This is a genomic window from Dyella marensis, from assembly GCF_900112865.1.
Taxonomy (GTDB): Bacteria; Pseudomonadota; Gammaproteobacteria; order Xanthomonadales; family Rhodanobacteraceae; genus Dyella_D; species Dyella_D marensis_A.
Genome location: NZ_FONH01000002.1, coordinates 1 through 26,329, shown reverse-complemented (window position 1 = coordinate 26,329; position 26,329 = coordinate 1). Strand labels below are relative to the sequence as shown.

At 68.6% G+C, this 26,329-nt stretch carries 18 protein-coding genes; 11 read left to right on the top strand and 7 right to left on the bottom strand.

Annotated elements, in window-relative coordinates:
- The first annotated feature begins 89 nt into the window (after positions 1–89).
- From BM172_RS03025 to BM172_RS02990, 8 genes are all read left to right on the top strand, one after another.
- Positions 90–482, top strand: a complete 393-nt coding sequence (locus tag BM172_RS03025) for a hypothetical protein (RefSeq protein WP_035322471.1) — start codon at positions 90–92, stop codon at positions 480–482.
- A gap of 1 nt (position 483) precedes the next feature.
- Positions 484–1,377, top strand: coding sequence for a hypothetical protein (locus BM172_RS03020; RefSeq protein WP_143096437.1), 894 nt, complete (start codon positions 484–486; stop codon positions 1,375–1,377).
- A 300-nt stretch (positions 1,378–1,677) separates the two neighbouring features.
- A complete protein-coding gene (locus BM172_RS03015) occupies positions 1,678–3,015 on the top strand; it encodes an MFS transporter (RefSeq protein WP_026634064.1) in 1,338 nt (445 codons plus the stop codon).
- A 10-nt stretch (positions 3,016–3,025) separates the two neighbouring features.
- Positions 3,026–5,608 (top strand): nitrite reductase large subunit NirB, encoded by a 2,583-nt coding sequence (nirB, locus tag BM172_RS03010; protein ID WP_026634065.1) that lies wholly within the window; start codon positions 3,026–3,028, stop codon positions 5,606–5,608.
- 4 nt (positions 5,609–5,612) lie between these two features.
- The gene (nirD, locus tag BM172_RS03005; RefSeq protein ID WP_026634066.1) at positions 5,613–5,951 is read left to right on the top strand and encodes a nitrite reductase small subunit NirD; all 339 of its coding nucleotides are present in this window, start codon (positions 5,613–5,615) and stop codon (positions 5,949–5,951) included.
- Positions 5,948–8,659 (top strand): nitrate reductase, encoded by a 2,712-nt coding sequence (locus tag BM172_RS03000; protein ID WP_026634067.1) that lies wholly within the window; start codon positions 5,948–5,950, stop codon positions 8,657–8,659. Before nirD ends, BM172_RS03000 begins: the two co-directional genes overlap by 4 nt.
- A gap of 31 nt (positions 8,660–8,690) precedes the next feature.
- Positions 8,691–10,127, top strand: coding sequence for a siroheme synthase CysG (cysG, locus tag BM172_RS02995; RefSeq protein ID WP_035322475.1), 1,437 nt, complete (start codon positions 8,691–8,693; stop codon positions 10,125–10,127).
- The gene (locus BM172_RS02990; RefSeq protein ID WP_035322477.1) at positions 10,127–10,957 is read left to right on the top strand and encodes a uroporphyrinogen-III synthase; all 831 of its coding nucleotides are present in this window, start codon (positions 10,127–10,129) and stop codon (positions 10,955–10,957) included. Before cysG ends, BM172_RS02990 begins: the two co-directional genes overlap by 1 nt.
- Before the next feature lie 33 nt (positions 10,958–10,990).
- Here BM172_RS02990 and BM172_RS02985 read toward each other — a convergent pair whose 3' ends face one another.
- Positions 10,991–11,839, bottom strand: a complete 849-nt coding sequence (locus tag BM172_RS02985; RefSeq protein ID WP_026634068.1) for a LysR family transcriptional regulator — start codon at positions 11,837–11,839, stop codon at positions 10,991–10,993.
- A gap of 119 nt (positions 11,840–11,958) precedes the next feature.
- Here BM172_RS02985 and BM172_RS02980 point away from each other — a divergent pair, with 119 nt between their 5' ends.
- Both BM172_RS02980 and BM172_RS02975 read left to right on the top strand, forming a co-directional pair.
- On the top strand, positions 11,959–12,726 hold the full coding sequence (locus BM172_RS02980) for an alpha/beta hydrolase (protein ID WP_026634069.1): 768 nt from the start codon (positions 11,959–11,961) through the stop codon (positions 12,724–12,726).
- Between the two features lie 457 nt (positions 12,727–13,183).
- Positions 13,184–14,338 (top strand): hypothetical protein, encoded by a 1,155-nt coding sequence (locus BM172_RS02975; protein WP_026634070.1) that lies wholly within the window; start codon positions 13,184–13,186, stop codon positions 14,336–14,338.
- Positions 14,339–14,396: 58 nt separating this feature from the next.
- Here the strand turns inward: BM172_RS02975 and BM172_RS02970 are convergent, their stop codons facing one another.
- From BM172_RS02970 to BM172_RS02945, 6 genes are all read right to left on the bottom strand, one after another.
- Complete coding sequence (locus tag BM172_RS02970; protein ID WP_026634071.1) at positions 14,397–15,917, bottom strand: S41 family peptidase; 1,521 nt, start codon at positions 15,915–15,917, stop codon at positions 14,397–14,399.
- Between the two features lie 24 nt (positions 15,918–15,941).
- Positions 15,942–17,534, bottom strand: coding sequence for a carboxylesterase/lipase family protein (locus BM172_RS02965; protein ID WP_035322478.1), 1,593 nt, complete (start codon positions 17,532–17,534; stop codon positions 15,942–15,944).
- Between the two features lie 143 nt (positions 17,535–17,677).
- Positions 17,678–18,109: a hypothetical protein gene (locus BM172_RS02960; RefSeq protein WP_026634073.1), complete on the bottom strand. Its 432-nt coding sequence runs from the start codon at positions 18,107–18,109 to the stop codon at positions 17,678–17,680.
- Positions 18,110–18,189: 80 nt separating this feature from the next.
- Positions 18,190–18,576 (bottom strand): VOC family protein, encoded by a 387-nt coding sequence (locus BM172_RS02955; RefSeq protein ID WP_026634074.1) that lies wholly within the window; start codon positions 18,574–18,576, stop codon positions 18,190–18,192.
- Positions 18,577–18,614: 38 nt separating this feature from the next.
- Positions 18,615–20,606, bottom strand: a complete 1,992-nt coding sequence (locus BM172_RS02950; RefSeq protein ID WP_026634075.1) for an XVIPCD domain-containing protein — start codon at positions 20,604–20,606, stop codon at positions 18,615–18,617.
- Between the two features lie 39 nt (positions 20,607–20,645).
- Positions 20,646–21,602, bottom strand: a complete 957-nt coding sequence (locus BM172_RS02945; protein ID WP_051548385.1) for a hypothetical protein — start codon at positions 21,600–21,602, stop codon at positions 20,646–20,648.
- Positions 21,603–21,952: 350 nt separating this feature from the next.
- On the opposite strand from BM172_RS02945, the gene BM172_RS22855 reads away from it, so the two are divergent.
- The gene (locus BM172_RS22855) at positions 21,953–26,128 is read left to right on the top strand and encodes a LamG-like jellyroll fold domain-containing protein (RefSeq protein WP_051548386.1); all 4,176 of its coding nucleotides are present in this window, start codon (positions 21,953–21,955) and stop codon (positions 26,126–26,128) included.
- The last annotated feature ends 201 nt before the right edge of the window (positions 26,129–26,329 follow it).

Genomic DNA, 26,329 nt, shown 5'->3' with positions numbered 1-26,329 from the left:
CAGAATAATTCCTAGGCCATGCCCGGCTTCACGTCCTTCTAGCAAATCCTGTGTTATTCGACCGCGGCCATTCCATCAGGGGGAATGCCTTGCTCGACCTTCGCGACGCACGCTCGCGCCTCATGGCGCGGGCCTTGATCGTGCCTGCCTGCATCGCGCTGGCGGCATGCACCCAGATCCGTGTGGTGCAAGGGGGAACGACCGCGGTCTCGTACCGGTTGGGCGTGCTGCAACTGCAGTCCGATCCGGATGCGCCTTTGCTTGTCGCCGAGACCACGGGCTTCGGCGTGGTGCCGCTTGCCGACGGGACGGCGGTGGGCTGGACGCGGCAGCTGTTGATCACCAGCAAGGATCCGGATCGCTGCCAGCTGATCGTGGTGATCCGCACGGCGGAGGAGGCGGCGGCGATCAGGGAGCAACTGCAGAAGGGTGGCGGTTCGTTGGAGCACGTCTGTGAGGTCAATACACATCAAGGGGGATGACATGGATTTGCGTGCAAGGATGGTGGCGGTCGCGGCTGGACTGATGGCGCTGACGGCGTGTTCGCCGTTGCCGCAGGCGGCACTGGTGTATTCGTCGAGGGTGAGTTTCGGGGTGACCGTCACCTCGGCACCGGCGAGTGCATCGGGGCCGACGCTGAGCATCGGTTACGACCAGCTGGATGCGGCCTATGTGCCGGTGTCGGTGGCGGGCGCGAACAAGAGCGGCACCTCGGATCTGGCCTTGGAACAGATCCGCGCGAAGTATTCGAACGACCAGCAGCCGCAGGGCCAGCAGGATGCCGCCAACCTGGCCAAGGTCAACGACTACCTGCAGGCGGCGAAGACGGCCGACGCGACCAAGAGTTCGATCCAGGCGCTGAGCAGCCAGAAAGCGCCGATCGATCCGCTGAAGAGCCAGGTCGCGGTGGCGACGTCGCGGCTGAGCCAGTTGAAGGCGGCACGGCTGGATACCAGGGAAGCGGCGAGCCAGCTGCAGGACGCGAAGGGGCAGCTGGTCACCGCGCAGACTGCCAACCAGGCGATCGACAGCCAGATCAAGCAGCTCACGCCTTCGTTGACGGTCGCCGAGCAGGAGGCGGCGGCCAAGCGGCCCGCCGCGCTGGAAGCGGCCAAGCAGCTGGGGCTGGTGAGAGAGGACGCCTTGTCGGTGTATGGGCGGTTCGACGGCAAGAGCGACGCGCAGACGGCGACGGTCGGGCTGGCGATCGGCAAGGTGTTCTCGACCGGTATCGCGGCGCAGAGCCTGGCGGAAGGGGCGGGGCGTGCGGCGGCGATGGATGCGTATACCAACTGCCTGTTGGCGGCGAAGGCGGCCGGGAGCGATGGGCAGAAGTGTACGGATCTGAGTGCGGCGTCGACGGGCGCCATCCGTTGATATCGCGTAGGTTGGGGTGAGCCAAAGGCGAACCCCAACAGGCCTGCATCCCTGCCTCCATGTTGGGGTTCGCTGCGCTCACCCCAACCTACGCGGGCTGTCGATTGGTGCACTGCACTGGTGCAACTGCGCCGCGTGCGAATGATCTTGGTGCACCCTGCAGCGGCCTGATCGGCCGATTTTTCGATAAATCCCGCGCTTTCAGCGCTTTAACCGCGTGGCACATGTGTTGCATAGCAGCACATGTGTCCCGTGCATCTCCTGTGCCGGGACCGTTTCGTTCTCTGCGGGGAGAAGCGCATGTCGGGCAAGGCGACTCGGATCGAGCTGCTGCGGTGGGGGACGCCGCAGATGCGGGCGTTCCATCTCAGCTGGATGGCGTTCTTCGTATGCTTCTTCGCCTGGTTCTCGGTGGCGCCGCTGATGCCGCTGATCCGCGGCGAACTGCAGCTGAGCGCGGACCAGATCGCCAATATCAATATCGCCGCGGTCGCCGTCACCATCTTCGGCCGGCTGCTGATCGGACCGCTGTGCGACAGCCTGGGGCCGCGGCGCGTCTATACGGGATTGCTGCTGCTCGGCTCGCTGCCGGTGTTCGGCATGCTGCTGGTGCACAGCTACGAGTCGCTGCTGTTCATGCGCCTGGCCATCGGCATGATCGGCGCGAGCTTCGTGATCACGCAGTACCACACCTCGGTGATGTTCGCGCCGCAGGTAGTGGGTGCAGCCAATGCGACCGCGGCGGGCTGGGGCAATGCCGGCGGCGGCGCGGCGCAGGCGGCGATGCCGTGGGTGCTGGCTGGCGTGCTGGCGCTGGGCGTCGGGCAGGGCATGGCCTGGCGCGGCGCGATGCTGCTGCCCGGCGTGCTGATGGTGGCGGTCGGCATCTTGTATTGGCGCTGCACCCAGGACAGTCCGCAGGGCGATTACCGCGATCTGCGCGCACGCGGCGTCGCCATCGACGGCGGCAAGCCCGGCGGCTGGGCGGCGTTCCGCGCGGCGGCGCGCAACTATCGCGTGTGGTTGCTGTTCGTCACCTATGCCGGCTGTTTCGGCATCGAATTGTTCGTGCACGGCGTGGCGGCGAGCTACTACGTGGATCGTTTCGCGCTCAGCCTGCGCGATGCCGGCCTCGCGGTCGGCGGCTTCGGCCTGCTCGCGCTGTTCGCCCGTGCACTCGGCGGCATCGCTTCCGATCGATTGGTGCGCCGGCACGGCCTGCCGGTGCGGGCGCGCCTGCTCTGCGTACTGATGCTGTGCGAAGGACTGGGCCTGCTGTGGTTCTCCGGCGCGCACAGCGCGGGCGTGGCGGTGGTGGCCATGCTCGCCTTCGGCCTGTTCACGCACATGGCCTGCGGCGCGACCTACGCGCTGGTGCCCTTCATCGATCGCAAGGCACTCGGCGGCGTGGCCGGCATCGTCGGCGCCGGCGGCAACGTCGGCGCAGTGGCGGCGGGTTTCCTGCAGAAATCGCTGGGTTCGGTGCAACTGACTTTCATGTACCTGGGCGGCTTCGTGCTCGCCGGCTCGGTGTGCGCGCTCGCCGTGCGCTTCAGCCGCGAGCACGTGGCCGAGGAACGCATCCTGCGGCTGGGGCGGGCGGATGCGCCTTCGCCCGCGGCGCTGGCCATCGACTGAGGCGACGCGCATGACGACGAGACTGGTGGTGATCGGCAACGGCATGGTCGGGCACAAGCTGCTGGAGGAGCTGGCCGCGCTGGGTACGCCCGGGCTGGAGATCACCGTGCTGTGCGAGGAAAGCCGCCCCGCCTACGATCGCGTGCACCTGTCCGAATACTTCAGCGGCCGCAGCGCGGACGAACTCTCGCTGGTGACGCCGGGCTTCTTCGATCAGCCGGGCCTGCACCTGCGCCTGGCCACGCGCGCCGCGCGCATCGACCGTGCCTTCAAGCGCGTGACCACGGCGGACGGCGAAGTCATTCCCTACGACAAGCTGGTCTTCGCTACCGGCTCCTCGCCGTTCGTGCCGCCGATTCCCGGCAACGACCGGCCGGGCTGTCTCACCTATCGCACGCTCGACGACCTGGCCGCGCTGGCCGGATGGGGCGCGCAGTCGAAGCGCGGCGTGGTGGTCGGCGGCGGCCTGCTCGGCCTGGAATGCGCCAAGGCCGTGCGCGACATGGGCCTGGAGACCCACGTGGTCGAATTCGCGCCGCGCCTGATGGCGGTGCAGGTCGACGACGGCGGCGGCCGCATCCTGCACCGGACCATTGAGGAACTGGGCCTGGTGGTGCATACCGGCAAGAACACGCAGGCCATAGTTGATGGGAGCGGCATTGACGGCGCCAATGCGCGCCACGCGATGAAGTTCGCCGACGGCAGCACGCTGGAAACCGACCTGATCGTGTTCTCCGCCGGCATCCGCCCGCGCGACGAGCTGGCGCGGCAGTGCGACCTGGGCGTCGGCCAGCGCGGCGGCATCATGGTCGACAACTTCTGCCGCACGCGCGACCGCGACGTCTACGCCATCGGCGAATGCGCGCAATGGGGCGGCAAGGTGTTCGGCCTGGTGGCGCCCGGCTATGACATGGCGCGCGTGGTGGCCAAGCACCTGCATGCCCTGCTGACCCGCGAGGAAGCGCGCGACCTGCCGGAATTCGCCGGCGCCGACATGTCGACCAAACTCAAGCTGATGGGCGTGGACGTGGCCAGCCTGGGCGACGCGCACGGCGCCACGCCGGGCAGCCGCAGCTACCAGTTCAGCGACGAGCGCCGCCAGGTCTACAAGCGGCTGGTGGTGTCCGAGGACGGCAAGCGCCTGCTCGGCGGCGTGCTGGTGGGCGACGCCACCGAGTACGGCACGCTGCTGCAGATGATGCTCAACGGCATGGACCTGCCCGAGGCGCCGGAATCGCTGATCCTGCCGGCCTCCGACGGCAAGTCCAGGCCCGGGCTGGCGGTGGATGCGCTGCCGGCCGCGGCGCAGGTGTGTTCGTGCAACAACGTGTCCAAGGGGCAGTTGTGCGTGGCGGTGGCGGAAGGCGCCACCTCGATCGGCGCGCTCAAGAAAGCCACCCGCGCCGGCACCACCTGCGGCGGCTGCGTACCGCTGGTCACGCAGATCATGAAGGCGGAGATGGCGCGCCAGGGCCTGGCGGTGAACAACCACCTGTGCGAGCACTTCGCCCATTCGCGCCAGGAGCTGTACCACCTGGTGCGGGTCGAACGCATCCGCCGCTTCGAGGACCTGCTCGCGCGGCACGGACAGGGCCTGGGCTGCGATATCTGCAAGCCGGTGGCGGCCAGCATCCTGGCCTCGTGCTGGAACGAGTTCGTGCTGCAGCAGGAGCACGCCTCGCTGCAGGATTCCAACGACTACTTCCTCGCCAATATCCAGAAGGACGGCACCTACTCAGTGGTGCCGCGCATGCCCGGCGGCGAAGTGACGCCGGACGGGCTGATCGCGGTGGGGCGCATCGCCAAGTCCTACGGGCTGTACACCAAGCTCACCGGCGGCCAGCGCGTGGACCTGTTCGGCGCGCGGCTCGAACAGCTGCCGCTGATCTGGGAAGAACTGATCGCGGCCGGCTTCGAATCCGGCCATGCCTACGGCAAGTCCGTGCGCACGGTGAAATCCTGCGTGGGCTCGACCTGGTGCCGCTACGGCGTGCAGGATTCGGTCGGCACCGCGATCGACCTGGAAAACCGCTACAAGGGGTTGCGCTCGCCGCACAAGCTGAAGTTCGCCGTGTCCGGCTGCGCGCGCGAATGCGCCGAGGCGCAGAGCAAGGACGTGGGCGTGATCGCCACCGAGCAGGGCTGGAACCTCTATGTCTGCGGCAACGGCGGCATGAAGCCGCGGCACGCCGAGCTGCTGGCCGGCGACCTCGATACCGCCACGCTGATCCGCTACATCGACCGCTTCCTGATGTTCTACATCCGCACCGCCGACCGCCTGCAGCGCACCAGCGTGTGGCGCGACGGCCTCGAAGGCGGCATGGACTATCTGCGCGACGTGATCGTGCACGACAAGCTGGGCCTTGCCGACGAGCTGGAGGCGGAGATGGCGCTGGTGGTCGATACCTACGAGTGCGAATGGAAGCGCGCCGTCACCGATCCCAAGGTGCGCGCCCGCTTCCGCCATTTCGTCAACAGCGAGGCCGGCGACGACCAGGTCGCCTTCGTGCCCGAGCGCGGGCAGATCCGGCCGGCCTCCGCGCAGGAGAAGCGCGCGTTCCGCGGCATCCCGGTGGTGGTGGAGACGGAGTGAGCCCATGACGAACGAAACCAGCTGGATTTCCGTGTGCGCCGTCGGCGACATCGTGCCGGACACCGGCGTCTGCGCCCTGGTGCATGGCGCGCAGGTGGCGGTGTTCCGCGTCGGCGGCGAGCTGTACGCGATCGACAATCTCGATCCGTGTTCCGGCGCGGCCGTGCTGTCGCGCGGCCTGGTCGGCAACCTGGGCGAGCGCGTGGTGGTGGCCTCGCCGATCTATAAGCAGCACTTCGACCTGCGTACGGGCGAATGCGTGGAGGCGCCGGAGCAGGCCGTGCGCACCTGGCCGGTGCGCCGGCAGGGCGACCATGTGCAGGTGGGGCAAGCTGACGCATGAGCGAAGCCGTACGCACCACCTGTCCTTATTGCGGCGTCGGTTGCGGCGTACTGGCCAGCGTGGATGCGGACGGAACGACGCGGGTGGCAGGCGATCCGGCGCATGCGTCCAACCTTGGACGGTTGTGCGTCAAGGGCTCGGCCCTGGGCGATACGGTCGGCCCGGAAGGCCGCCTGCTGCATCCGGTGCTGCGCGGGCAGGATGGCGTGGCGCAGCGCGCGACTTGGGACGAGGCGATCCAGCGCGTGGCCGACGGCTTCTCGCGCATCGTCGCCGAGCACGGTCCGGACGCGGTGGCGTTCTATGTCTCCGGGCAATTGCTGACCGAGGACTACTACGTCGTCAACAAGCTGGCCAAGGGCTATCTGGGCACCGCCAATATCGATACCAACTCGCGCCTGTGCATGTCCTCCGCGGTGGCGGGCCACAAGCGCGCGTTCGGCGAGGACGTGGTGCCCGGCTGCTACGAGGACCTGGAGCAGGCCGAGCTGGTGGTGCTGGTCGGTTCCAACACGGCCTGGTGCCATCCGGTGCTGTTCCAGCGCGTGACCGCCGCGCGCGAAGGCCGCGACGGCCCGCGCGTGGTAGTGATCGATCCGCGCTTTACCGCCACCTGCGAAGGGGCCGACCTGCACCTGCCGATCCGGCCCGGCACCGACGTGCGGCTGTTCAACGGGCTGCTGTCGTTCCTGTTCCGGCATGGCGTGATCGATCCGGATTTCATCGACGCGCATACCGCCGGTTTCGACCAGGCGCTGGCGGCGGCCGAGGCCGAGTCGGGCGACCCGGCCATGGTGGCGCGCCAGTGCGGGCTGCAGACGGCGGACGTGGTGGCGTTCTATCGCCTGTTCGCGCGGCACGAGAAAGTGGTCACCCTGTTCTCGCAGGGCGTGAACCAGTCCACCAGCGGCACCGACAAGGTCAACGCCATCATCAATTGCCACCTCGCCACGGCGCGCATCGGGCGGCCGGGGATGGGGCCGTTCTCGATCACCGGCCAGCCCAATGCGATGGGCGGGCGCGAGGTCGGCGGGCTGTCCAACATGCTCGCCGCGCACCTGGAACTGGGCGAGCCGGCGCACCGCGACATCGTGCAGGCGTTCTGGCAATCGCCGCATATCGCCGGCACACCCGGGCTGAAGGCGGTGGAGCTGTTCGACGCGGTGGGCGAGGGGCGGATCAAGGCGCTGTGGATCATGGCGACCAATCCCGCGGTGAGCCTGCCCGATGCCGACAAGGTGCGCGCCGCGCTGGCCCGCTGCGAGCTGGTGGTGTGCTCGGACATCGTCGAGCGCACCGATACCAATGCCTATGCCCACGTGCTGCTGCCGGCGCTGGGCTGGGGCGAGAAGGACGGCACGGTCACCAGTTCGGAGCGGCGCATATCGCGGCAGCGGCCGTTCCTGCCGGCGCCGGGCGAGGCGCGCGCCGATTGGCGTGCGGTGTGCGAGGTGGCGAAGCGGATGGGTTTCGAGCGCGGTTTCGAGTTCGCCCATCCGCACGAGATCTTCGTCGAGCATGCCCAGCTCACCGCGTTTCGCAACCGCGAGCCGCTGGCCGACGGCGTGCCGGCCGCGCGCCGGCAACTGCAGCTGGGGCCGTTGGCGAAGCTGGACCGGCGCGCCTACGACGCGCTCGCTCCCGTGCAGTGGCCGGTGACGGAGCAGGGCGCCGGCACGCCGCGCCTGTTCGCCGACGGCCGCTTCAGCCATGCCGACGGCCGCGCGCGCTTTGTCACCACCGCCTCGCGCGCACCGGCGCATGCCGCGGATCGCGAATATCCGCTGGTGCTCAACACCGGCCGCATCCGCGACCAGTGGCACACCATGACGCGCACCGCGCGTTCGCCGCGCCTGAACAACCATATCGGCGAGCCGTTCGTCGACATGCATCCGCACGACGCGCTGCGCAGCGGCGTGCGCGAAGGCAGCCTGGCGCGGGTGGTGTCGCGCTGGGGTTCGATGGTGGCCCGGGTGCGCCATGGCGGCGGCATCCTGGCCGGTACCGTGTTCGCGCCGATTCATTGGAGCGACCAGTTCGCCTCGGACGCACGCGTCGGCGGTGTGGTGAACCCGGCGGTGGACCCGGTCTCCGGCGAGCCGGAGTTCAAGCACACGCCGGTGCGGGTCGAGCCGTTCCCGGTGCGCTGGTACGGCTTCGCGCTCGCGCGCCGGCCATTGCCGGCTTCCATGCTGAGCTATTGGACGCTGATCCGCGGCGACCGCTTCCTGCGTTACGAGCTGGCCCATCGCGAGCGGCCGGCCGAGATCGAGGCATGGGCGAAGGCATGGCTCGGCGTGACGGACGATCAGGCCGACTGGCTGGCCTTCGAGGACCTCGATACCGGCGTCTACCGCGCAGTGCATCTGCGGGAGGGCCGCATCGAGTCCTGCCTGTTCCTCGCCGCGCAGCCGCACCTGCCGTCGCGGCAATGGCTGGCCTCGCTGTTCGCGCGCGATCGATTGGACGAAGCGGACCGGCTGGCCTTGCTGTCGGGCGAGGCACCGGGCGGCGGTGGCGATCCCGGGCCGGTGGTGTGCTCCTGCTTCGGCGTCGGGCGCAACACCATTCTCGAGGTGATCCGCCGCAACGAGCTGGATCTGCCGGCGCAGATCACCGCGGAGCTGCGCGCGGGCGGCAATTGCGGTTCCTGCATTCCCGAGCTGCGGCGGCTGATCGCCGAGACGCGGGCGGCATCCGAGGCATGAAACGGCAGGGACGCGGCTGGAGGGCAAGACCATGAAGCTGTATCCGCTGTTTGCCGATCTGAAGGGCTTGCCCGTGCTGGTGGTGGGCGGCGGCAGTGTCGCCAGGCGCAAGGTGGCGGCCTTGCGCGACGCCGGGGCGCAGGTGCGCGTCGGTGCGCCGCATATCGATGCGGAGCTGGCGCGGTGCGCAGCGAGCGGCGAGATCGAATGGCTGCAGGGCGAGTACGCGCCGGCCTGGCTCGATGGCGTATGGCTGGTCATCACCGCCACCGGCGAGCGTGCGGTCAATGCGCGCATCGCCGCCGATGCGAGGGAGCGGCGCATCCTGGCCAACGTCGTCGACGACGCCGTGCTGTCGCGCTTCCACGTGCCGGCCATCATTGACCGTGCGCCGCTGACCATCGCCATCTCCACCGCAGGCGCCGCGCCCGCACTGGCGAGCCGCGTGCGCGAAGCGCTGGAGCGCGTGCTGGATCATGCGATCGGACCGCTGGTCGCCCTGGCGCAGCGCCATCGCGCCGGTATCGCGCGGCGCTTTCCCGATCTGGCCGAGCGCCGCGGCTTCTACGGTTGGCTGCACGACGGGCCGGTGCTGAAGCTGCTGCGGCGCGCCCGTGCGGCGGAGGCCGAGCAGGCCTTGCTCGATGCGCTGCAGGTCGGCGCGAGCGCGCCCGCCAAAGGCTCCGTCACCCTGGTCGGCGCCGGTCCCGGCGATCCGGGCCTGCTGACCCTGGCGGCCCTGCGCGCGCTCGGCCAGGCCGACGTGATCCTGCACGACCAGCTCATCGGCGAGGAGATCCTCGCCATGGCGCGGCGCGATGCCGAGCGCATCGACGTGGGCAAGCGCTGCGGCGGACGCCAGGTGCCGCAGGAGCAGACCCAGGAACTGATGCTCGCGCATGCGCGCGCCGGACGCCGCGTGGTGCGCCTGAAGGGCGGCGATCCGTTCGTGTTCGGCCGCGGTGGAGAAGAGCTGGCTTTCCTGCGCGGCCACGGCGTCGATTGCGCGATCGTGCCCGGCATCACGGCCGCCGTAGCCTGCGCGGCTTATGCCGGCATTCCGCTGACCCATCGCGAGCATGCGCAGTCGGTATGCCTGGTCACGGCGCACGGCAAGGACGCGGCGGAAACGCTCAGCGACGCCATGCTGGCGCAGCCGCGGCAGACGCTTGCGGTCTATATGGGCGTGGAGCGGCTGGGCATGCTGACGGCGCGCCTGCTGGCGCGGGGCCGCGCGCCGGATACGCCGGTGGCCTTGATCGAGCACGGCACCACGCCGCGGCAACGCGTGATCGCCGGTGTGCTGCGCGAGCTGCCGATGCTCGCCAAGACTCATGCCGTGGCTACGCCCGCGCTGCTGATCGTCGGCGAAGTGGCCGCCTTCGCGCATACGCAGGCCTGGTTCGGCGAGCTGGTGGCGGAAGCGCGGGCCATCCAGCCGCAACCTGTCCGCATGGAGGTGGCCTGATGGCCGCAGCCGAACCGTCGCTGGCCGGCCGCCGCATCGCCGTGCCCGAATCGCGCGAACTCGACGTCTTTGCCACGCTGCTCGAACGCCGCGGCGCCACGGTATTGCGCTGTCCGCTGGTGGATATCCGCGACGCGGCGGATCCCGCCCCAGTCCTCGAATGGCTGCACCGGTTCAACGACGGCGCCTGCGACGACCTGCTGCTGTACACCGGCGAGGGCCTGCGCCGGTTGCTCGGCGCGCTCGACCGGCACGCGCCCGAGCAGAAGGCGCGCTTTATCGAGCGGCTGGCGCAGGTGCGCATCGTCGCGCGCGGACCCAAGCCGGGGCGGGTGCTGCGCGAGCTGGGCCTGCGCCCGGACCTGGTCGCGGAACCGGCGACGACGCCGGGCATGATCGCGTGCCTGGCCGCATTGGACCTGCATGATCGCCATGTCGGCGTGCAGTTGTACGGCAGCGAACCCAATGCGCCGTTGATGGCCTTCCTTGCCGAGGCCGGCGCGCGGATCCTGCCGGTAGCCCCTTATCGCTACGCCGATGCGGCGGACGATGCCGACGTGCTGACGATGCTCGAGCGCATGCGCCAGGGCGAGCTGGACGCGATCGCCTTCACCAGCCTGCAGCAGGTGGAGCGGCTGTTCCGGCTGGCTGCCGCGCATGCCGGCGAAGACGCGTTGCAGGAGGCGCTGTCCCGCACCGTGGTCGCCGCGGTCGGCCCGCTGGTGGTCGACGCGCTGGCGCGTCATGGCGTGCGCGTCCACGCCGTGCCGGCCGGCAACTACTATATGAAACCCCTGGCCACGGCGCTGGCCGCAGCCCTTTCGCGCTGAGCCGCATGAGCCGCCGCTGGCCGGGCACCCTCCTCAGGGCGCCTTGGCGGCCTCGGCCAGCACGTGCTCCAGCGCTTCGGCCGCTTTCGACGGCGCGGGCCTGCGCTCGATGACGTATTCCAGCGTGCCCAGGTCGGGCAGGCCTTCGTCGAGCGGGATCAATCCTTCGGGCATGGCGTAGCTGGTGAATGCGCCGACGCCCAGGCCGGCCAGCACGGCCGCGTGGATCACCGCGATGCTGCTGCTGACCACCGCCACCCGGTAAGGGCGGCCGGCGGCCTGCAGGGCTTCGAAGATGCGGGTGCGGGTGATGCTGGGCTCGGGATGCACCGCCAGTGGCAGGACCAGGTCCGCGCCGCGCGGCGGCGTGACCGCGCTGCCGCACCAGTACAGCGGCTCGGTGCGCACGATCCGGCCGCGGCGGCTGCCGCCGAGTCGCTTGGCGAAGACCAGGTCGTGGCGGTCCTCGTCCAGTTCGCGGAACAGATCGCCACTGAGGCCGGTGCGGATGACCAGTTCCACCTCCGGGTTGCGCTCCACGAAGCTGGCCAGCGCGGCGGCCAGGCGCGAGGACGCGAAGTCCTCCGGCAACCCCAGCCGCACCGTGCCATTCAGCGGCGGGCCGCTGACCGAGGTCACCGCCTCGTCCATCAGCTGCAGGATCCGCACGGCGTAGCGATGCAGCGTTTCGCCATGCGGCGAGAGCCGCACGTTGCGCGTATCGCGCTCGAACAGCGGCTGGCCGAGCAGCTCTTCCAGCCGGCGGATGTGCTGGCTGACCGTGGACTGCGACAGGTACAACTGCTCGGCGGCCGTGGTGAAGCTGGCGGCGCGGGCCACGGCGACGAAGCTGCGCAGGAGTTCGGAGGGCAGGGGGCGCATCGGGAATCCCAATAAGTCGCTGCGGAAAACGTCATCAATCCTGGCGTTACGCCTGGGGGCGCCGGCACGAAATCCTTCGTGCAAGCCACTTCCGTCGAACCGAACCCGAGGATACCCCCATGAACAGCAAATTCACCCAAGGCCTGGCCACTTCCATCGCGCTGCTGCTGGGCACCGCCGTCACCCCCGCCATGGCCGCTCCCGCGCGCAATATCGTGCTGGTGCACGGCGCCTGGGTGAATGGCAACGGCTGGAAGCCGGTGTACGACATCCTGGTCAAGGACGGCTACCGCGTGTCGATCGCCGAGCATCCGCTGACGTCGTTCGCGGACGATGTCACCGCGGTGAAGCGCATCGTCGACATGCAGGACGGCCCCACCATCCTGGTCGGCCACAGCTATGGCGGTGCGCTGATTACCGACGTCGGTAACGACGCGAAGGTCACCGGCCTGGTGTATATCGCCGCGCATGCGCTGGACCAGGGCGAGACGGAAGTCGCCAATGGCAAGCGCTATCCGAGCGAGACCAGCAAGACGACCGATATCAAGAAGACGGCCGACGGCTTCCTCTATCTCGACCCCGCCAAGTACCCGGCCGATTTCGCCGCCGACCTGCCGCCGGCGCAGGCGCGTTTCGAGGCGAATGCGCAGGAGCTGACCGCGGCTTCCGTCTTCAATACGCCGGCCGGCGTGCCGGCGTGGAAGAGCAAGCCCAGCTGGTATGCCGTGGCCACCGCGGATCGCATCATCAATCCGGACCTGGAGCGGATGTATGCGCGGCGGGCACATGCGCACACCATCGAGATCCAGGGGGCGAGCCACTCGGTGTACGAGTCGCGCCCGAAGGAAGTGGCGGCGTTGATCGAGCAGGCGGCGAAGGGCAGCTGAGCTACACGAGCGCAGGCCGCATGCTCACGACACGCTGCCCCCTCTCCCCTCCGGGGAGAGGTTTGGGGTGAGGGGCCGGGCGGAGCGTGACCCTGAAGCTGATGCTTGCCACCACCCGGACGTAATCCTGCATCGAACAAGCGGTTGTCCCGTATCGCATCGATGTGTGATCACGTCGACAGCAAGCCCGTCCGGCCCGACATATACAATGTGTATAGTCATTTTGACTTGGTCTTCACAGGGCTTGCAGGGGAACTCGAACATCACGCGCATCGCCTCGCCGCCGCGAGGCGAAAGGGAGCGCATGTCATACGGAACGTGCCTGCCTCGTCCTGGCGTCGGGCTGCGCGAAGCCTGGGGTTTCGCGGGCCGTAGTGCATTCATGGTCGTCGTCTTCATCCACGCGCTGGCCCCACGCCACGCCGTGTTCCCTCGTTGAAGTTCACAAGGAAAAACCATGCACCAGGCACGCACCCTGCTTTTCGCCCAGCTGTTCGTCGCCCTCGCATTCGCGCAGGCGCCGGGCGTCTCCTTCGCTGCCGACCACGCCAAGACATCGGCGCCCGCCGGCACCGATCCGCTATTGCACTACGCCACTGCCGCCACCGCGCTGACGGCGCGCCCCAACGATGGCTCCGGCTACTGGCCCGATTTCTCCAACACCGGCTACGTCAACACGCCCGCCAACGCCGGCGGCCTCGGACTGGGCGCCTATCCCGGCCACCTGACCGACTACGCTGCAAACATGAGCGCGAGCAAGCCGATCATCGTGACCTATCCGGATCACAGCATCATCTCCTTCACCCGCTTCCTGGCCTTGAAGGTGGTGATCTACGGCGACGACCTGACCTTCGTCGGCTGCCTGTTCGAAGGCAAGGATCCCAACGACAACCTGGTGCAGATCTACGCGCCGACCAAGGTCACTTTCCGCTATTCGACCTTCAAGCCCAGCGCCTACGCCATGCCGCCCGGCAACGACGGCACGGTGTCGTCCTCGCACACCACGCCGGGCACGCCGTTCAAGCAGTCGTGGCAGCTGGTCACCACCATGGACGAGGCGGTGGCGACCATGGACCACAACGACATCTGGGGCAATGCGGGCCTGGAGATGACCACCGGCTTCCCGGACCGTCCCTCGGTGTGGACCAACAACTACATCCACGACGCCGCGGACACTTCGCACAACGTCTATCACCACGACGGTATCGGCCCGCAGAGCGAAGGCGACGGCGGCCCGATGATCATCGACCACAACACCATCGCTTCGCTGGGCAACACCAATGCATTGGCCTTGCAGGGCGACGGCGTCTACGACCGCATCAGCTTCACCAACAACTACGTGTCGGGCTACGGCTATGCGCTCAGCTTCGGCGTAAAGAACAACGCCACCAACCTGACCGTGACCGGCAATGTGTTCTCGGCGGAACTGAAGGAGCTGTGGGGACCTGTCTACGGCGGCCTGTGGGGTGGCATGGCGCAGGGTTCGATCTGGCGCAACAACATCTATCAGGTGCGCCTCGGCGACGGCAACACGTCGTTTGCGCCGTCGGACAATGGTCGCTACTGGTGGCCGACCGACGATGTGAGCCATGCGGAGGACTACGCCGACTGAGGCGCGCCGTGGACGGCAGGAGCACCCCTGGTCGCTCCTGCCGTCCACGGCGATGGTCTCAAGGCGCGATGGTTTCCACCGGGCAAACGACCTGCACAGGCGAGGTCCAGTGTTCCCGCAGCAAGTCCCTGGCGGTGCGCCATGCCGCATCCTTGCGCTGGCCCAGTTCCATGACGTCCGGCGGCGCGGCGCAATCCGGGCGGACGCCGCGGTCGCGCGGCAGGCCGGGCCAGTTGAAACGGAATTGCAGCAGCGGGATATGCAGGCTCATGCCGCTGTTCGGCAAGGTCAGCGGCCAGCGATAGCCGCTGGTGTTGCCTTCGTGGGTGCCGCCGACTTCCTCGCCGACGAAGACGGCGCGGCGGACGTGAAACAGCATCGATGCCAGCTCCGCCGCACCGGAGAACGTATTGCCGCCGGCCAGGACGACAAGCCGGCCGCGATAGACCGGCGCAGCGCGATGCCAGCGCGTCATCAGTCCTTCCGGCGGGAGATTGCGTCGGGTCAGCCGTCCATTCGGCAGGCGCCGCTGCTGCTTCATTTCGTCGTCGTCGAAGACTTCGACGTCGAACGGCGTGCCGCTGCTGTCCTTGACCGCGATGCGGCGGCCGCGCGCTTCCACCGCCGCGTACTTGTGCAAAGGCTGCTCGACCAGGTGCGAGAACAGGATGCTCTCGTTGGGCTCGGAGCCGCCGCCGTTCTCGCGCAGGTCGAGGATCAGGTTGCTGGCGCCGCGCCGGTCGAGCTCGTCGAACAGCTGCTGGATGGTCTGCGCGAAGTCCGCGCCGGCCGCGCGGTAGCGCTTGTTGCTGAAAGTCGGCACATCGAGATAGGCGGTGGTGGCGTCCAGCCATGCCAGCGTCGCCACCGGCGAGGTCGCGGGGGCCTGGCGCTCCTTGCGCAGGGCAGGCGCTACGCCCGCCAGGTCGCGCACAAGCAGGTTGCCGTTCCGCGTACGCAGGACGAGATGGAAGTTCGTCCGCGACCCGGTCATCCGGTAGAGCAGTTCGCCGTAGCCGTTGCCCGAGGCCTCGCGCAGGATGCCGGTGCGGATGCTGCCGTCGTGGGTGGCGGCGAACATCAGCTCATCCGCCAACGCTTGCGTGTCCTTGCCATCGATGGACACGATGGCGGCGCCTTGCGGGATATCGCTCGCGTCGCCATAGCCGCCGATGACGTAGGCGCCGCGCTCGGTCCAGTGCACGGCAAGAGGCAGCAGCAGGCCGGTCTCGCGTTCGCGCCGCTTCATCGCCTCGCTGCGCTCCAGGCTCAGGTGGCCTTCGCCGATCCGGGCCAGCAAAGGCATCAGGATGCGCCAGAGCCCCTCGCTGTCGGTGACCTGGTCGAGGCTCGAGCGTGCCGTGGCCTTGGCACGCTCCCAATCGGCCGGCGACTGGTGCCAGTAGATGTTCGGCAAGGCCGCTTCGAGCGCGGACAGGCTCAGTTCCAGGTCTTGCCTGGCCTGGGCTGGCGTAAGCGCGGTGCCCGGTGGCGCGCCGGGTGTTTCGGCGCTGGCGCCACCGGTTGAGATCACGAAACAGATCAGCGCCAGGAAAATCCCGCGCAAGCATGCCGACATCGATGATCCCCTGGCTGCACCGGCTTAGAGATGCTGGCCGGCCAGCGCGCGGCGAAGCAACTCGTAGCGGGCCGCATCGCGATCGATCCGCGTCCGCGTGTTCGCGCCGATGTCCTGGCGCAGCAGCCCGCCGTCCTTGTCCGCCACGGCGGGCCAGCGCGGCAAGCCCGCGCCATTCGGATCGCCGGTCTTGATGAACTGCGCCCAGTAGCCCTGCATCACGTCCGAAACCTTGCGGTCCGTCGGCGTCCACGCATAGACACGGTTACCCGCCAGGTTGCCGAGTGCGTACTCGATTTCCCCGCTGTGCACCGCGCCGGCATCGGGTCCGGCGCTGCCGTCGTCCTTGGCCGGGCGTGGCTGGTCGAAGAAGTAGTAGTACACCGGCGCCTTGCCGGTCTGGCGCTGCAGGCGCATCCACTCCCAGGTGGCGTAGGCGATGAAATGGTCGCCGGCCAATGCGGTGCCGTTCGCCTTGATCCCGGCCTCGCTCGTGCCCGGATACAGCTTGAGGATCGCCGCGGCATGCTCGCCGAACTGCTTCTGCACCGCCGCGCGATAGTTGTCCGGCGTCGGCGCCTGCTTGTCGAGCAGGTTGACGTAGCTGCCTTCCTGCGAGTTCGCGCCGAGCAGCACCGGGATATGGGCCTGTTCGCCGGCTGCGTAGATGGCGGTCGGCGAGCGCGGGAAGAAGTAGCCGTCGATGGTGGGGCCGAACTCTGGCACGTCCTTCTGGCCGGCGGTGTCGAGCAGCGCCTGGGCGCTCATGGCGCGCAATTGTTCCAGCGACTTCGCGCCTGCGCGCTGTGCAAACGCTGCGCCTTCCTGCAGCGTCTGCTCCCGCGGGCGCGGTTCGAGATTGCCCAGCACGGAGCCGCTTTCGCCAATGGCGCCGCGCATCAGGTGTTTCGACAGCGGTGACGCCATCAGTGCGGACACCGACATCGAACCGGCCGACTCGCCGCCGATGGTCACCCGGTCCGGATCGCCGCCGAACGCGGCGATGTTCTGCCGGACCCATTCGAGCGCCGCATGCTGGTCGAGCAGGCCGTAGTTGCCCGCCGCGTGCTGCGGCGATTCCGCCGCCAGGTCGGGCGAGGCCAGGAAGCCGAATACATCCAGCCGGTAGTTGACCGTGACCGTCACGATCCCGCGCTGCGCCAGGCCGGCGCCGTCGTAGCGCGGTTCCGAACCGTCGCCGCCGACAAAGCCGCCGCCGTAGAAATACACCAGCACCGGCAGCTTCTTGCCCGCACCGTGCGCCGGCGTCCAGACATTGAGATACAGGCAGTCCTCGCTCATGCCGTCGGAACGGAACACCATGTCGCTGAAGATCGGGCGCTGCATGCAGCGCGGCCCGAAGCGCTCGGCCTTGCGCAACTCCTTCCACGCCACCGCCGGCTGCGGTGGCTTCCAGCGCAGCGGCCCGACGGGCGCTGCGGCGTAGGGGATGCCCTTGAATTCGTTCAACCCGGTCGTGGCGTCGTGCAGGCCGGAGAGGCGGCCGGTGGCGACTTCGGCCAGCGGTGGCGAATCCGCAGCGATGGCTGCATGGCAGGCCAGGGCGATGACGAGGCCAAGGCCGAGGCGGCGCGGCAGCAGGGAAGCAGCGGGCATGGTCGACTCCTACGGGGAAAGTGAGGCGCCGGGAAGCGGCGCATCGATGGGGTATCTGTCTAAGGTAAAGCCTTGTCAGATATCCATCATGCCGCCTTATGTTTTTTTCGGCATGCGCCGGCAGGCAGCCTGGCGCGGCGACGTCAGGCCGTGGCGCTGACGAGACTCCCGCTGCTGCTGCCGCCTTCGGCCATCAGGGCCGCCGCCAGCCGCGCCGCCGCGGCGGACAGCTGGCCCATGGTGGTGGAGACGGCGGACTGCAGCGCGGCGATGCGTTGCTCGTTGGCCGGATCCTTGTCCCGGCCGCCCGCCATGGCGGCACGCAGCTGCTGTTCCTGCTGGGCAAGCTGCTTCTGCAACTGCTCGATCTGCTTGCGCAGCGCCTGCACGGTGGGGCTCTCGCTGCTGCCGCCCGAGTCGGTGGCGATGGCCTTCGCGGCGGTCGGCCGGGTGGCCGTGACGATCGAGGCGGCGGGAGAGGTCTTGGCCGCGGTATCGGCCTGGGTCGAGTCGGCAGCCGCACTCTTGGCGGCGAACGACGCCATCGGGCCGGTCGGATTGAAGCTGATGTTCACGCGGGATCCTGGTGAGGCCACGCTGCCTGCTTCGGCCGATGCCCGACAAACTTGAGGGCCGATGCGCGGCCCTCCGGCACTCACTGGCCCGCGGGCGGCTCCCACAGTTCGACCTTGTTGCCTTCGGGGTCGACGATCCAGCCGAACTTGCCGTACTCCGATTCCTGCAGCTCGCCTTCGATCCGCACGCCTTCGGTGCGCAGCGCCGCCAGCAGGGCATGCAGGTCGTGGACGCGGTAGTTGATCATGAAGGGAGCCGTGCTCGGGGCGAAGTGATCCGAGGTCTGCGCGAACAGGCTCCAGGCGGTGGTGCCGACGCCGTCGGGATTGTCCGGCCCGTTCCAGTCGAACGCGGCGCCGCCCCAGGGCTGCACGTCGATGCCGAGGTGCTGCTTGTACCAGGCGCCAAGCGTCTGCGGATCCTTCGCCTTGAAGAAGATCCCGCCGATACCGGTGACTCGTTTCATGCCTGCTGCTCCAAAGGGTCCGATACTGCGCCGCGAGCTCAGCGGGCCATGCCGCCGGTCTGCGCCTGGGCCTGGTTCTGCTGCTGAGCCTGCTGCTGATGCTGCGCCGGTTGCTGCGACGCCTGGTGCTGGTTCACCGCCTGCATGGCCTGGCTGCTTTGCTGCAGCGAGGTGCTGGCCGCCTGCGCAGTATCGACCTGGGCGACCTGCTTGAAGGGCGAGTTGAGGTCGCCCTGCACGGCATACACGCGCGAACGGTCGTCGCTGAGCATCACCTGGTCCACCCGGGTCAGCCCCGCCTGCTTGGCGGCGACCGCGACACTGCCGGCGATCTGGTCGCTGACCTGGTCGGGTGCCCGACCGTGCGCGGCGTCGAGGCGATGCACGGCGTTCCTGGCCTGGTTGTAGAGGCCGTGATCGGGATGATTGGCCTGGTCGAGGCGGGGCGCGTGTGCCGCGTCCTGAGCGCGCGCCTGTGCCAGCGAGTGGCTGGTCACCGGGCCGACCGCGCCGTCCGGATGCAGCTTGTGGTCGCGCTGGTAGGACTCGACCGCGTGGCGGGTATCCGGGCCGAAGCGGTGGTCGACGGCCAGCGGACGGCCATCGGCGCCGGTATAGCCCAGGTGGCGCAGCTGGCCCTGCAGTTCGCCGACCTCGGCGCCATGCGAGCCTTCCTTGAGCAGGGCAGGCGCGGCTTCGCGCGCATGGGCAGGACGGACCGGTGCGTTCGGCTGCGGCTCGTGCCTGGGCTCCGTCCTGGATTCGGCCTGCACGTGCTGGCGGTCCTGCATCAGGCCGCGCGCCTTCGCCAGCGGATCGGTGGCGTAGAGCGCGACGCCGTGCGACTGCTTGTACTTGAGGTAGTCGTCCACCGGCGTCAGGTGCACGCCCTGGTGGCTGCTGGACTGGCTGATCATCAGCTCGCCGCTCTTGGGGTCGCGCACCACCATGGTGATGTGGTCGATGTCGTGATAGCGGCCCTTGGCGAACTTGGCGCCGTTGCATTCGCCGATCACCATGCCTTCCTTGAGCGCATCCTTGGTGACGGCGCGTCCCTCGAGCATCACGCCGGAATGCTTCTCGACCTTGCGGATGATGTCGGCGGCGCAGTCTTCCTGTGTCTTCAGGTAATCGCGCCGGTTGAACACTTCGCGGCCGGCCTTGTGGTTGATCTCGTCCAGCGTGGCGTTCTCGGCCTTCACCACCCAGCCGGAGCAGTCGACCTTGCCCGAGTCGGGATCCTTCTGGCCGAAGCCGTAGGCGACCTTGTGCTCGTACTTCCTGCTCAGGTCGTAGGCGGCGTCGAGCGCGATCTTGTGGTCGCCGGAGGCGGGCGCGGCGGGGTTCGCTGCAGGCTGAGACGGCTGTGCAGGGGACGAGTGAGGCTGCGGATGCGCCTGGGCAGGGTGTGCCGCCGCCGGCTGCGCCGGTGCCGCCTGCTGGTGCCCCGGCACCGGCATCCGCTCGAACTTGTGCTCCCAGTAGTCGCGGTAGGTGGTGGCCAGGGCGCGGTCGGACATGTGGCTGGCCTGGGCGTAGGTATGCCCGGTGAGGCGCTGGATGTCGCGGTCGCTCATGTTGTTGAGGATGTTGCCGCGGGTGTCGGTGCGGTTGAATTCGCCGCTGGCGATCGCCGCCTGGATCGACGCATAACCACCGGAACCCTGCTGGTGGGCGACGTACATGTCGAAGCCGTCCGGCGTCGCCTTGCCCGAGAGGTAGGGACGGCCGTCGTGCGTGTGGCGATGCTCGAGCGAGTGGCGGTTGTCCAGGTACATGCGCGCCGCGGCATGCGTGTTCGCGGCCGCGTCCAGTTCCTGGCCGCGGATGCCGTAGTGCGAGGCGGCGGCGGGCTCGAACTGGAACAGTCCCTTGGCGCCATGCGCGCCGCGCGAAACGCTGGGATCGAAGCGGCCGCCGGTTTCGATGGCGGCGAATTTCAGGAAATCATCGTGCGGAATGCCGCTGCGCCGGGCTTCCTGTTCGATGATGCCGATGACCTGGTCGCGGGACGGGGTCGGCTGGGGCATAGGTCGGACACTCCATGTGAACCTTGCGAAGGGAGCGGCTTACTTCGCCGCTTCGTAGACTTTGCTCTGCGGATTGAAGCGGTAGGTCGCGGCATCGGCCGCGCCGTAGGTTTTCTTCTGCCCGGCATCGTCGATGCCGGTGCCGGCGAGCGCGACGCGCAGCTCGGGCAGGCCCTTGTCCGCCGGGACGAAGCTCAGCGTGCCCGCGCCGGTGACGCAGGGCACGTGGTTGCCGGAGCCGTCGGCGTCGCAAGCCGCGCCGTTGTCTTCGCCGCGCGGGATGTTGCCGAGATAGGTCCAGCTGGTGTCGTCCGGATCGTCCGACGGCGTGGGCCGGTAGACGAACAGGCTGAAGGACTTGATGCGCGAGCCGGAGGCCAGGTACCAGGTGGGCACGGCCAGCAAGAGGCGGCCATCCGCCGTCGCAGCGCCCTGCGCCTTGGCCTGGTCGTCGATCGCGTCGGCTTTTTCGAAGCTGCCGAATTCGCCGATGAAGCGTTCCGATTCGAGCAGCGACCAGCCCGGCGCAGCGGCGTCCTTGGCCAGCTCGAACGTGGCCTGGGTCAGGGTGACCTTGGCGTCGGGCGCCGGCGTGGTTTCCTCGTCCTGCTTGCCGAACTTGTCGGGCGTGTCGTAGGCGAAACCGGTGTAGTAGTGCTTGCCCTGCAGCTCGAAGGCGTAGCCGTACCAGTACTTCGCCTCGCTGCCGTTGGCGATCGCCATGGCGTCCTGGCCGTGGCTGTCCTTCTGGTAGATGGCCTCGAGCACCTGGCTCGGCTTGGGCGGCGCGATCGCCGCGGCGTTCTGGCTGTGGTCGTCCATGCGGGATCCATCCTGATCAGTGCCGGCCTGGTGAGCGCTGGCGGGCGAAGCCGGTGCGGCCGGGCGGGCAGTGGCGGGCGCATTCGCGTTGGCGTCGCCTTGCTGCGGTTTGTCGCTGCATGCCGCCAGCAAGGGCAGGGCGGCCAGCAGCAGCGCAAACTTTCCAACCGACATAGGCCATCTCCGTTTGATTTCGATGCCTTCGTCCATGTGGCCGGAAGGCGCGTCCTGAAGGCTGCAAGCCTACCCAAAGCCCGGGCCTGCAAGTTGCGTACTGCCGCAGATTGGGAGGTTTCCGCTTTGTGTCAGAAAACACCGCGCACGCATGCCGGTGTTCCTCTGGCAACTACGTAGGCGTCCCCCTACAGCGTTGAGCCAATTGTTTCCCGCGCCAATGCGCGTAGCTTCCTGACGCCGCGAAACCTTACGCATCAATACCGCTGGCTGTCACGAAATCCGCCCCCGGCGGCGGCGTAAGACGGTTTCGCATCCAACGCAACTTACAGCCATCACAGGAGGCGAGTATGAGCGCCGCAGTCACTGTGTTTCAACTCGTGGGCGATCGTCAGGATGTGTTCGACGGTTCGGTCAACGGCAATACGCTGACCCGCAAGGCCAATGCGCGCGTGCTGCCGGCCAATGCCGGCGTCGCGCTTGACGGCGGCTTCCTCGACCTGTCGCGCAGCCACGACCTGGATTCGCTCGACAGCTTTACCGTCACGGCGACCATCACGCCGAAGAAGGTGGGTGGCACGCGCCAGAACATCATCGAAGGGCAGACGCCGTCGATCGCGTTGTTCGTCGAGGCGAACGGAAAACTCATCGGTTCGATCCACACCGCCGCCGGCTGGGTCACGGTCGACAGCGGCGCCAGCCTGGTGCAGGCCAACGTCGCGCAGAAAGTGGCCTTTGCGCGCGGCAGCGACGGCAAGACCCTGCTGCAGATCGACGGCAAGCAGGTCGGTGCCGGCAGCGCGCCGGGGGCGATCGTCCCGGTCGGCACCGCGGGTTTCCGCATCGGCTGCGGCATGGACGGCGCCAACTACGCGTTCTCCGGCACCATCGCCGACGTGAACCTGCGCCGCGGCGTTGTACTCGACGCCGACATGGCCAGGACGCGCCAGGCCGCGCTGGACCTGGCCGGAAAAATCAAGCTGGCCGGCCTCAAGAACGTGGTGGTCGGCCTGCTGCCGGACGAAAGCCACGCGCGCCTGCAGCACGTGAAAGACATCATGAACGCGGCCGGCGTGCAGACCCTGTCCGACCTCGACACGCTGCCGATCAGGCAGATGACGCCGCTGCGGCGCGGGCAGGTGCTGGTCGCCGCGCGCAAGGGCAGCGTGGTGGTCAACTGGGGCGACCTGGCCAAGCAGTTCCGCGTCAGCGACGCGGCGGGCCGGCAGTCGATCCTGGCCACGCACCTGATCAACCGCAACAGCGAGAAGATCGTCCGGGCGCTGCCGAGCCGGCCCATCGCCAGTGCGGTGGCCAGCGCGGTCGTCGGCACCGTCGCGACGGCGCATCCGGTCGCCGCGCCGGTCGCGGCGCAACCGGGCGCAGTTCACCCCGTGGCGGTGCAACCGATGACGGTTCAGCCGATGACGGTCCAGCCGGTCCTGGCCCACGCCCTGGGCGTGGCACCCTTGATCGGCACGGTGGCGCGGCCGGTCGCGGGCATGCCCGCCACCAACGTGACGCGGCTGCGCGCCAGCCAGCCCGCGACGCCGATCGCCGACCTCACCGACCGGGTGAACGGACGTCTATCCGCAGTCGATCCGGCCTTGCTCGGCAACCTGGCCGGCAAGGTACCGGCGCTGTGGCCGACCACCGGCGGCAGCGGCATACAGGTGCTGGACCTGCACACGATCCCGCTCGATAGCGCGGTGGTCATCGCCGGCGTGCTGGACCTGACCAACCAGCAGCTGCTGGTCGAGCCGAACGTGGGCACGCTGTACATCATTGCCGAGCAGGTGATCTGCGGCGACGGTGCCGCGGTGACCTGGCGCCGTCCGGGCGGATCCACGCCGGCGCGCGCCGACGATCCCGACCTCAACGGCCGCGATTTCTTCGGCGTGCAGACCAAGGCCAATTCGCGCGACGGACTCAACGGCGGCGACGCCATGTCCGGCGGGCCGGGCACGCAGGGCGCCGCGGGACACGATGCGCCGAACATCGAGATGTGGGTCAAGAGCATGACCGGCCTGCCCAACCTCGACTTCAACGGCGAGGACGGCATCCAGGGCGGCCGTGGCCAGGCCGGCGGACGCGGCGGCCATGGCGGCGACGGCCATGTCGGCGAGCGCTGGTGGCTGTTCGGCTGGCATTGCAGTGCGGATCCCGGCGATGGCGGCGACGGCGGCAATGGCGGCCGCGGCGGCGACGGCGGCCGCGGCGGCAACGGCGGCAGTGGCGGCAAGATCACCATCGGCGTGCTGTCGGGCACGCTGGCGTCGACGGTCGCCAACCACGCGGTCAGGATCAAGAACCAGGGCGGACGGGTCGGCCAGGGCGGCGCGGGCGGTTCCGGCGGTGCGGGCGGCGGCGGTGGCCGCAGCGGCAACGGCGAGACCTGCCAGAGTGCGAAGGACGGCCATCCGGGCGCGCAAGGCCAGCCCGGCGCCGCCGGCAGCGTGGGCGTGGCCAACGGCAGCGACCAGACGGTCGAGTTCTTCGAATTCACCCAGGCCGCCTGGGACGACCTGATGACGCGGCCGTGGATTACGCAGATCACGCCGCCGGAGGCGTTCCCGGGCGATACCTTGACCATCCGCGGCAGCCGCTTCACGAATGCGGACACGGTGATGCTGGCCGGCCGCTCGCTCGCCCCGACGGTCAATGCCGACCAATCGATCTCGGTGACCATTCCGATGGACATCGTCGGCGGCCTGCAGCCGGTCTATGTGCGGCGTGCCGACGGCACCGAAAGCAATCGCGTCAATCTCGGCGTCAAGCCGGAACTCGATCCGCTGACCAGCGGACTGGCGCAGGGCGCGACGGCCACCTTGAAGGGCAAGGCCTTCCTCGCCGGAGCGTCGGTGCTGTTCAACGGCGCCACCATCCCCGCCACGTCGGTGACCGCGACCCAGCTCAGCTTCCAGGTGCCGGGCACCGGAGGCGGCGGCAGCGCTGGCGGCACGGCCACGGTGCAGGTGCGCAATCCGGACGGGCGCGTCAGCAATGCACGCAGCGCGCCGCAGCCGGCGATCCTGGAGATTCCCTTCCACTACGGGCAGCACAATCTGTCGTTCGGCAACTTCACGGACGGCAAGCCGGACTGGGGCACCTTCGAGGACACCTTCGGCACCGCCGAGGTCTGGCATGAACTGCTCGATCCGATCTTCGGGCATCCGGTGCTGACCGCCGCCTACTTCGCCTTCTACGTGTATTTCCTCAAGGGCAAGGGGCATGGCGGCCTGGCCACGGGCTTCTGCACCTCGCTGTCCAGCCTGGTGGCGGATCGCTTCTGGCTCGGCAATGTCGATACGCCGACGCTGACGCTGGACGACGCGCGCAAGACCATGCTGACCGGCCAGCACGGCAAGCTGCTCAGCCGGCAGACCTTGCTGACCATGCATGCGCAGGGCAGGGAAGGCATTGCGCGCGTCGAGGAAACCTATCGCGACATCGAGGCGACCTTCCTGCGCGGCACCGACCGGCAGAACCAGCCGCTGCTGTTCTTCATTCCGTCGGGCGAGGTGTGGGATTCGGGCTATGTCGACAAGCTCAGCGCCTCGCACTGCGTGATGCCGTACCGCTTCGTCTATCCGAACGGCCGCGCCTTGCCGGTGCTGACGCCGGATGGCGCCTCGACGATTTCCGATCCGGACGGCGTCGAGCTGTTCGTGTGGAATTGCAACCAGCCCAACTCGCCGCTCTCCAAGCTGCGCTTCCATCGCGACGCCGGCGTCCTGCAGTTCGACTTCTTCCCCGGCGTTGCGGCGGGCGAGGCGGCCGATGCGGACCTGGCCAGCTCGAAGGGGATCACGCTGGGCATGATGCGGCATGGCGACTACATGCTGGCGGACCATGACCTGCCCTTCAGCGGGCCGTTCGGACTGACCGCCTTCGTGGTCGACTTCCTGCTGTCGCCGGCCGACCTGCAGGTCACCGATGCCAGCGGCATGCGCGCCGGCAACTTCGGCGGGCAGATCTTCTCGGAGATCCCGGGCAGCCATCCCAGCTATCTGATGAAGGGCATGTACCTGTTGCCGGCGGATACGGCGCTGTCGCGCACGATCGTCGGTACCGGCACCGGCACCTACGACTACCACTCGATCCTGCCGGACGGCACTTCGATCCAGCTCGAAGGCGTGGCCACCGACGTGGGCCACCAGGATCTGCTGGGCGTCAACGCGGATGCGACCCAGGTCCGCTTCACCCCGGCGGCGGACAAGACTTTCACCTTGTCGATCACGCGTGTGGTCAATGGCCAGGCCCGTGCCATCTCGGTGGCCGGCACCGGCGCGGGACCGGCGAATGCGCTGGACCTGACGGTCTCGCCGGATCTCACCGTGGTGCGTCTCGGCAACCGCGGCGCCGTCCGCTCGCTGACCGTCAAGGCGCTGGCCGTGACCAAGGGCGGACAGCCGGTCAACAAGGCGCTGGCGGCGATCAACGTGCCGGATGCGAACGACCTGGCGATCACGGTGGCGGATTGGACGGCGGTGGATGTGCAGGCGGTGGCGGTGCCGTTCAATTGAGGTGATGGCAAGCGCTGCGTCGCGACCGGGAGGATCGATCGCGACGCAGCATCTCAAGCCCGTCATTCCGCGCAGGCCGGAATCCAGTGGCCTCAGTATTGGATGATCGCGGATGGGCTTTCGCGGAAATCGAACCTGATCGTTACTGGATTCCGGCCTGCGCCGGAATGACGGCTTTTGCGGGCGTATGGCCTGTACCGG

Bases quoted from the DNA above. Each gene is read 5' to 3' on its own strand.
- BM172_RS02980 (WP_026634069.1), top strand. From the start codon at position 11,959: ATGAACAGCAAATTCACCCAAGGCCTGGCCACTTCCATCGCGCTGCTG.
- BM172_RS02945 (WP_051548385.1), bottom strand. From the start codon at position 21,602: ATGTCGGTTGGAAAGTTTGCGCTGCTGCTGGCCGCCCTGCCCTTGCTG.
- nirD (WP_026634066.1), top strand. From the start codon at position 5,613: ATGACGAACGAAACCAGCTGGATTTCCGTGTGCGCCGTCGGCGACATC.
- BM172_RS03015 (WP_026634064.1), top strand. From the start codon at position 1,678: ATGTCGGGCAAGGCGACTCGGATCGAGCTGCTGCGGTGGGGGACGCCG.
- BM172_RS22855 (WP_051548386.1), top strand. From the start codon at position 21,953: ATGAGCGCCGCAGTCACTGTGTTTCAACTCGTGGGCGATCGTCAGGAT.
- BM172_RS02955 (WP_026634074.1), bottom strand. From the start codon at position 18,576: ATGAAACGAGTCACCGGTATCGGCGGGATCTTCTTCAAGGCGAAGGAT.
- BM172_RS02965 (WP_035322478.1), bottom strand. From the start codon at position 17,534: ATGCCCGCTGCTTCCCTGCTGCCGCGCCGCCTCGGCCTTGGCCTCGTC.
- BM172_RS03000 (WP_026634067.1), top strand. From the start codon at position 5,948: ATGAGCGAAGCCGTACGCACCACCTGTCCTTATTGCGGCGTCGGTTGC.
- nirB (WP_026634065.1), top strand. From the start codon at position 3,026: ATGACGACGAGACTGGTGGTGATCGGCAACGGCATGGTCGGGCACAAG.
- cysG (WP_035322475.1), top strand. From the start codon at position 8,691: ATGAAGCTGTATCCGCTGTTTGCCGATCTGAAGGGCTTGCCCGTGCTG.
- BM172_RS02990 (WP_035322477.1), top strand. From the start codon at position 10,127: ATGGCCGCAGCCGAACCGTCGCTGGCCGGCCGCCGCATCGCCGTGCCC.
- BM172_RS02950 (WP_026634075.1), bottom strand. From the start codon at position 20,606: ATGCCCCAGCCGACCCCGTCCCGCGACCAGGTCATCGGCATCATCGAA.
- BM172_RS02975 (WP_026634070.1), top strand. From the start codon at position 13,184: ATGCACCAGGCACGCACCCTGCTTTTCGCCCAGCTGTTCGTCGCCCTC.
- BM172_RS02985 (WP_026634068.1), bottom strand. From the start codon at position 11,839: ATGCGCCCCCTGCCCTCCGAACTCCTGCGCAGCTTCGTCGCCGTGGCC.
- BM172_RS02970 (WP_026634071.1), bottom strand. From the start codon at position 15,917: ATGTCGGCATGCTTGCGCGGGATTTTCCTGGCGCTGATCTGTTTCGTG.
- BM172_RS03020 (WP_143096437.1), top strand. From the start codon at position 484: ATGGATTTGCGTGCAAGGATGGTGGCGGTCGCGGCTGGACTGATGGCG.